This is a genomic window from Rhodosalinus sp., from assembly GCF_041685465.1.
Taxonomy (GTDB): Bacteria; Pseudomonadota; Alphaproteobacteria; order Rhodobacterales; family Rhodobacteraceae; genus Rhodosalinus.
This window is the reverse complement of the sequence record NZ_JAWLFS010000295.1, coordinates 1-3,268: the sequence shown is the minus strand read 5'-3', so window position 1 is coordinate 3,268 and position 3,268 is coordinate 1. Positions and strand designations below refer to the sequence as shown.

Here is a 3,268-nt window from a genome sequence, read left to right as displayed (position 1 = left end):
ACGCCCACTTCCTGAAGCACGGTCTCGGCATTCGCCTCGATGATCTCGAGCGCCTCGGCGTCGAGGACCTCGAAGAGAGGAATGTTGCGCTCGATGAAGCGCGCCGTCTCGACGCGATGCGCCGCGCGTTCGGCGCGCCGCGCCGCGCCGCCTCCCGTCCGCGCCCGTCTGCGGCCCGCCGCTTCGCCCATCTCGCACCTCACCGCGTCCTGATCCGGTGACCGCCGGTCTACCCCGCCGTCACGCCCACGCCGCGACGATTTGCGCCCCTTGAAGGCCGAAAGCGACATGCCGAGCGCCATCTACCCGCCGCTGGCACGCGCTGTCCGCGCAGCACCGGCGAGGGGCGCTGCCCCTCGCGCTCCCCGGAGTATTTGCGCCAAGATGATGGAGCACGCGTCCGGTTCTTCTTCTTGGGTCAAATATCCTCGGGGGGTGAATTGGCCGTCAGGCCAAGAGGGGGGCAGACAGCCCCCCTGTTTTGCAGGCGACCGTGGGCGCTTGCGCCACGCGGCCGTGCGGCGTAACCACCGCGCATGGACCAGGAACGCCAACACGACCGCCTGCTGATCGTCGATTTCGGCAGCCAGGTGACCCAGCTCATCGCGCGTCGGCTGCGCGAGCTGAATACCTATTGCGAGATCCACCCTTTCCAGAGAGTGACGGAGGCCTTTCTCCGGGACTTCGCTCCGAAGGCGGTGATCCTTTCGGGCGGGCCGGCCTCGGTTCCGGACGCGGACAGCCCGCGCCCGCCGCGGGCGGTGTTCGAGCTCGGCGTGCCCGTCCTCGGCATCTGCTACGGCCAGCAGGTGATGACGGCCATGCTGGGCGGCCGCGTCGAGCGCGGCGCCGGCACGGCGGAGTTCGGTCGCGCCTCGGTCAGCCCGGCGGGCGGGCGTCTCGACCTTCTGGACGGCTGGTTCGCCGAAGGCCCCGAGCAGGTCTGGATGAGCCACGGCGACCACGTCGCCGCGCTCGCCCCCGGCTTCGAGGTCTTCGGCACGAGCCCCGGCGCGCCCTGCGCCATCACCGCCGACCCCGAACGGCACTTCTACGCGGTGCAGTTCCATCCGGAGGTGCATCACACGCCCAACGGCCGGCACCTCTACGCCAACTTCCTGAAGATCGCCGGTTTCACGGGGGACTGGACGATGGGCGCCTACCGCGAGGAGGCGATCGCGAAGATCCGCGAGGCGGTGGGCGACGCGCGGGTGATCTGCGGCCTCTCGGGCGGCGTGGACAGTTCCGTCGCGGCGGTGCTCATCCACGAGGCGATCGGCGATCAGCTGACCTGCGTCTTCGTGGATCACGGTCTGCTGCGCGAGGGCGAGGCGAAGGAGGTCACGGGCATGTTCCGGGACCACTACAACATCCCGCTCATCCATGCCGAGGAGCAGGACCGCTTCCTGGACGCGCTGGACGGCGTCTCCGACCCGGAAGAGAAGCGCAAGACCATCGGGAGGCTCTTCATCGACGTCTTCCAGGAGCATGCGGGCCGGATCGAGGGCGCCGCGTTCCTCGCGCAGGGCACGCTCTATCCGGATGTGATCGAGTCCGTGAGCTTCGCCGGCGGGCCGTCGGTGACGATCAAGAGCCACCACAACGTGGGCGGCCTGCCCGAGAAAATGGGTCTGAAGCTCGTCGAGCCGCTCCGCGAGCTCTTCAAGGACGAGGTGCGCGCGCTCGGCCGCGAGCTCGGCCTGCCGGACTGGTTCATCGGGCGCCACCCCTTCCCCGGCCCGGGTCTCGCCATCCGCTGCCCGGGCGAGATCACGCGCGACAAGCTCGCCATCCTGCGCCGGGCGGACGCGGTCTACATCGACCAGATCCGCCGCCACGGGCTCTACGACGAGATCTGGCAGGCCTTCGCGGCGCTCCTGCCGGTGCGCACGGTGGGCGTGATGGGCGACGGGCGCACCTACGACTACGCCTGCGCACTGCGCGCGGTGACCTCCGTCGACGGGATGACGGCGGACGTGTATCCCTTCAGCCACGACTTCCTGACCGAGACGGCGACGCGGATCATCAACGAAGTGCGCGGCATCAACCGGGTGACCTATGACATCACCTCGAAGCCGCCGGGCACGATCGAGTGGGAATAGCGCGGCCTTGGGCGCGCCGGGTGCCGCCCGGGCCGAGGCCGGCGTTGGCGCGGATCGCCCGCCGCGCGGCCGGGTGAGCGGCGTGCCGCGCATTGCCGGGGCCAGCATCGCGCAGGGCGTCGGCCGTCCGAAGCACGGGATGTTTCCGCGCGCTTTCGGTGGGGGCCCCTGCGGGGGCCGCCTCGGGGACACGACACCGGCGGGGCGCGCCGGAGGGACGGAGCACGCGCCTTTCCCCGCCGCCCGGTCCGGCCCGGGCGGCAGGCAGGCCGCGTCTGCCCGGCGGCATGACAGGCCGGACCCGCCCGACGCGGGGCGCCCGAGATGAGCCCGACGCTCAAGGCGACGATCTGGATGGCGGGGACGGTCGCCTCCTTCACCGGCATGGCGATCGCGGGGCGCCAGCTCGGCGGCACGCTGGATACCTTCGAGATCATGTTCTACCGGAGCCTCGTCGGCATGGCGGTCGTGGTCGCCGTCGCGGGCTGGACCGGCCGCCTCGCGGAGGTGCGCACGCGCCGCATCGGGCTGCACGCGGCGCGCAACGTGGCGCATTTCACCGGGCAGAACCTCTGGTTCTTCGCGATCCCGCTCATCCCGCTCGCCCAGCTCGTGGCCTTCGAGTTCACCTCGCCCATCTGGGTGGTGCTGCTTTCGCCGCTGGTGCTCGGCGAGCGGCTGACGGTGATGCGGCTCGTCTCGGCGGCGCTCGGGTTTCTCGGCATCCTGATCGTCGCGCAACCGGGCGCCGCGGCCCTCTCGGTGGGGCAGATCGCGGCGGCGGGCGCGGCGGTGGGCTTCGCCGTCTCGGCGGTCTTCACCCGGCGCCTCACGCGGAGCGAGACGATCACCTGCATCCTCTTCTGGATGACCGCGATGCAGGCGGTCTTCGGCCTCGTCACGGCGGCGGCCGATCTCGACATCGCGGTGCCGCCGCTCTGGGCCGCGGGCTGGCTCGTGGTGGTGGGGATCGCGGGGCTCTCGGCGCATTTCTGCCTGACGAGCGCGCTCTCCCTCGCGCCGGCGGCGGTGGTGATGCCGATGGATTTCGCGCGGCTGCCGGTGCTGACGGCGGTGGGCATGGCGCTCTACGCCGAAGCGCTGCAATGGGCGGTGCTCGTCGGCGCCCTCGTGATCTTCGCGGCGAACTACCTCAACATCTGGGC

3 protein-coding genes are annotated in these 3,268 nt (G+C 71.1%); 2 read left to right on the top strand and 1 reads right to left on the bottom strand.

Translation table 11 applies throughout. The features are described 5' to 3' along the window. Nucleotides 1-191: trimethylamine methyltransferase family protein (locus tag ACESL7_RS14685; RefSeq protein ID WP_372894044.1), on the bottom strand; the 191-nt coding region annotated here is incomplete at its 3' end. A gap of 345 nt (nt 192-536) precedes the next feature. Here ACESL7_RS14685 and guaA point away from each other — a divergent pair. Together guaA and ACESL7_RS14675 are read left to right on the top strand one after the other, a co-directional pair. Further along, nucleotides 537-2,102, top strand: coding sequence for a glutamine-hydrolyzing GMP synthase (gene guaA, locus ACESL7_RS14680; protein ID WP_372894043.1), 1,566 nt, complete (start codon nt 537-539; stop codon nt 2,100-2,102). Between the two features lie 324 nt (nt 2,103-2,426). Next, nucleotides 2,427-3,268, top strand: an 842-nt coding sequence (locus tag ACESL7_RS14675) for a DMT family transporter (protein WP_372894042.1), incomplete at its 3' end; no start/stop codon positions are given.

Excerpts from the sequence above, each read along its gene's own strand:
- guaA (WP_372894043.1), top strand. The coding sequence starts at position 537 with ATGGACCAGGAACGCCAACACGACCGCCTGCTGATCGTCGATTTCGGC.